Raw genomic sequence first — 3608 nt, forward strand, 5'->3', positions numbered from 1 at the left:
GAAAACTAATTTTCTTTGAAGAAAAATATTCCGTACCATCTAAAGCTATTCAAATTTCCTCATCTAAGGAGAAAAATTTTTTAATAACTCCCGGTTTTTTTAACCATTGATAGACTTGTTGAAAAGAGCCAAATATTGTGGCAGCTGGGATAGGAGCTAACAGGTTTCTGATTTGATTATCACCAGGTATTTTTTTGATACCAAATAAACTTGAAGCATTATCTTTTCCCTTACTACTTTTCATCAAACGTTGATGCTCTAAAAAAGAAGGTGACTGAGTAAAAAAAACCGAAAAAGCCGCCTTAACTGCATCTTCTACCTGATATTTGGTATTGTTTCCTGGTTTTCTGTCATCGGGTAAGTCATGTAATTCTTGAACTAAAAATTGTCTTAATTCAGGAATTTCTCAAGTCACAGCCTTTTTCGTCATCGCAGAACAGTTTGATTAATTAATATTTCCAACTTAATAATTTTACCTCAACAGACAACAATCATCAATTTTTATTTGGTTCTCTTTCTGATGTAGAGAACTTTTGTTCTAGATTTCTCCCATCTTTCAAATATTTTGAGTATAAATACTCTATATACTCACTTCTCTGCGATGCAGTCGCACTCGCGGGAGCGCATTTTGTAGCTTGCTTAAAGCTTTGTTTCTGTCTGTATCACTTGTTACTTTTTAAAATGAGAATTGCTGTTAACCCGACTTTTTTAACAATTGTCGGCAAAATTTTGCTTGCTTTTTTCACGGCTTTTTGAGATGATATTTTTATAAGACTTCATACACGATGGAGTGGTGGCAACCAAAAAAATATAAACAGATTCCCATTATAAAAAAAAGTATAACCGAAGCCAGCGCCCAAGTCAAGGGATCACTCCTTTTTTTTGAGAAGTTTTCCAAGAAAAAAATCCAAGAGGCAGCCGGAGATATTCGGTTTTTCTTCACTTTTTGGGCGAAAAAACCCTTTTAGGATGCCTATAATAGGAGATAGAAAGGGTTAAAAACAAAAAAAATGGCGGAGAGAGTCCAGAAAATCCTTGCCCAGTGGGGAATTGCCTCCCGAAGAAGGGCGGAGGAGATGATCGTAGCCGGCCGGGTGAGACGGAATGGCAAAATCGTGCAGTTAGGAGAAAAAGCCGACCCCGAAAAAGATCACCTAGAAATAGACGGAAAAAAAATTGAACCGGCCAATCGTCCCAAAAGATTGTATATACTGGTCAACAAACCCATTGGTGTGGTTTCTACCTGTAAGGATCCGCAAAACCGGCCGACGGTGATTGACCTTTTGCCCGACTCCCTCGCCAGCGAGACGGGGTTACATCCCGTAGGAAGGTTGGACATCAACACCACTGGGGCTTTACTCCTCACCAACGACGGTCAACTCACCCTCACCCTCACCCATCCCCGTTATCATTTGCCCAAAACCTATCGGGTTTGGCTAGATGGTGCGATTGATAGACTTGCTCTCCAGCGTTGGCGAGAAGGTATCCTCTTAGGGGGAAAAAAAACCTTACCCGCACAGGTTGAGATACTCAAGCAAACCGACCAAAAAACCCTACTAGAAGTTATTTTAGTGGAGGGAAGAAATCGGCAGATTCGCTCTGTAGCCGAAGAATTAGGTTATCACGTCCTGAAACTTCATCGCAGTGCTATCGGTCGTATTCAACTAAACTCCGGTAATAATTCCCCCTTACCCTTGGGTGATTACCGTTTTTTAACCCTTGATGAACTGAAATATTTAAAGAACCAGATTAACTAAGCTGAAAGTCAGCCCCTAATAGCGATATGTTTCGCCTTCTCCAATCACAACTCGACCCCCAGCATAAACAGCGCACCAAATTACTGGAAATCGGCGTTTATTTGCAAAAAAATCGCCTAGAACAGTCCCTTTCTCTCGAGGAAATTGCCCAGAAAACCTTAATCCCGCGCCATCGTCTAGAAGCGCTGGAAGCGGGGGATTTGGAGTCATTGCCCGAACCGATTTATATTCGTTGGTTAATCAAACAATTTGCTGATAGTCTGTCCCTGGATGGTGAGACGGTTAGCCGACGTTTTCCCACCAAGGTAAATAACTTTTTTAGGGGAATAAAACCGTCTTTATCGCTGCCGAGTCTTCAAATTCGCCCGATTCATCTCTATTTTCTCTATTTAATCTTAGTTATTGGTTCCGTACAAACCCTATCCCACGTCCTACAAAAATCGGTACTGCAATCGAATCGCTTACCGCCGCCTTCCTTGCCACAACAGCAAATTGTCCAACCGAAAAGCAACCCCCTTCAACCGGTAGCCAACAAAACCAGCAATAATCAGCAGCTGGTGGTGGAGGTAAAACTGGAAGATGACTGCTGGCTGCGGGTGGTGGTGGATGGCAAGACAGAATTTGAGGGTGTACTGCCCCAGGGAAGCCATCGCACTTGGCAAGCAAACCGAGAATTAACCGTGAGGGCGGGTAATGCCGGCGGGGTTTACGTTGCCGTTAATAATGCCCATGCTAAACAACTGGGGCAACCGGGCAAAGTCGAGGAAGTCACCTACCGGGCAAATTGAGCTAATTTATGCAAAAGGTTTTTTCACCCCTTGATCGCCTTCAGGGAGGGTTAATCGGGGCATATATTGGGGAATCCTTGCATAATCAGCCCCTAATACCAGCCTTTAACTATGAGGCGACACCGAGGACGATCCTGCTTTTGCAAGCTCTGCAATCTCAGGAGGATTTTCCCCTTGCGATCGCAGCCAAGCAGCAGTCGGAATCGGCGTTATTATTTGTGCTACTACCGGAGATTTTAACCTGGCCTGACCATGGGGAACGTTGGCAAGCTAGATTAAATTTTTGGCTAAAAAAGGGCTTAATTTCCGAGTTAACCCGACAAGAAGCGATAATTTGGGGAGAGGCTGTAGGTCTGTTATTACGGGGAAAAAGGCCTTTAAATCAGTTAATAGGGCAATTGCTAACTATTAACCCCAAGAATAAGCTATTAGAGCAGATTCAGTCAGCTTTAAGGCAAAATCATCCCTTAGAGTCCATTTTATCGGCTTGGGCGAAAGATAGCTCACCTTTAGGAATTGCGATCGCAGCTTCTCTCTATACCTTTCTGCAAACGACCGAGGATTTCGCCGTTAGCGTGCGTCGCGCTAATTCTAGTCCCTATCAACGGCAATTAACCACCACTTTAGCGGGAATTTGGGCGGGATTGTACAACGGTATCGAGGGGATTCCCCTAGCTTGGCGGCAAAATTTGCCGACAGAGCCAGTTAAACAGCAATTAATGGATAAAGCTGGGGAAATCTATCGAATTTCTTTGGGTATATCTCCTCATCTTGTCCTATCTCCCCATACTGCCGTCGATTACGGGGGAACAATCCAACCCCGTCCCAGCTTAAAATTGGTCTCTCAAGATAAGTAGGGGTTGCTGAAAAAGTTTTTCCTGGTGTGGGGTGTGGGGTGTGGGGTGTGGGGTGTGGGGTTTTACCCATTTTCACCTGGTCAATTACCTAATTTTCAGGCAAAAAGTCCCGGAATTTTCCCCTCAATCACTGCAAGGGTCGGGACTTTTTGAGGTCAAAAAAGTCTAAAAGCCTTATCCAACAAGGTTTTTAGATTTATTCAGCA

3 protein-coding genes and 1 pseudogene are annotated in these 3608 nt (G+C 43.6%); 3 read left to right on the forward strand and 1 reads right to left on the reverse strand.

Annotated features, from left to right (window positions below):
• Positions 1–52: 52 nt before the first annotated feature.
• Positions 53–403: pseudogene (locus PX482_RS26565) on the reverse strand (ISNCY family transposase); the annotation flags it as partial.
• A gap of 607 nt (positions 404–1010) precedes the next feature.
• On the opposite strand from PX482_RS26565, the gene PX482_RS26570 reads away from it, so the two are divergent.
• The 3 genes from PX482_RS26570 to PX482_RS26580 are packed head-to-tail and all read left to right on the forward strand — an operon-like array spanning position 1011 to position 3402.
• Positions 1011–1757, forward strand: coding sequence for a pseudouridine synthase (locus tag PX482_RS26570; protein ID WP_002758226.1), 747 nt, complete (start codon positions 1011–1013; stop codon positions 1755–1757).
• Between the two features lie 26 nt (positions 1758–1783).
• On the forward strand, positions 1784–2545 hold the full coding sequence (locus PX482_RS26575; RefSeq protein ID WP_002758227.1) for a helix-turn-helix domain-containing protein: 762 nt from the start codon (positions 1784–1786) through the stop codon (positions 2543–2545).
• Between the two features lie 8 nt (positions 2546–2553).
• Positions 2554–3402: an ADP-ribosylglycohydrolase family protein gene (locus tag PX482_RS26580; RefSeq protein WP_288123230.1), complete on the forward strand. Its 849-nt coding sequence runs from the start codon at positions 2554–2556 to the stop codon at positions 3400–3402.
• Positions 3403–3608 lie beyond the last annotated feature (206 nt).

Source organism: Microcystis sp. M53602_WE12 (assembly GCF_030065455.1).
GTDB lineage: Bacteria > Cyanobacteriota > Cyanobacteriia > Cyanobacteriales > Microcystaceae > Microcystis > Microcystis aeruginosa.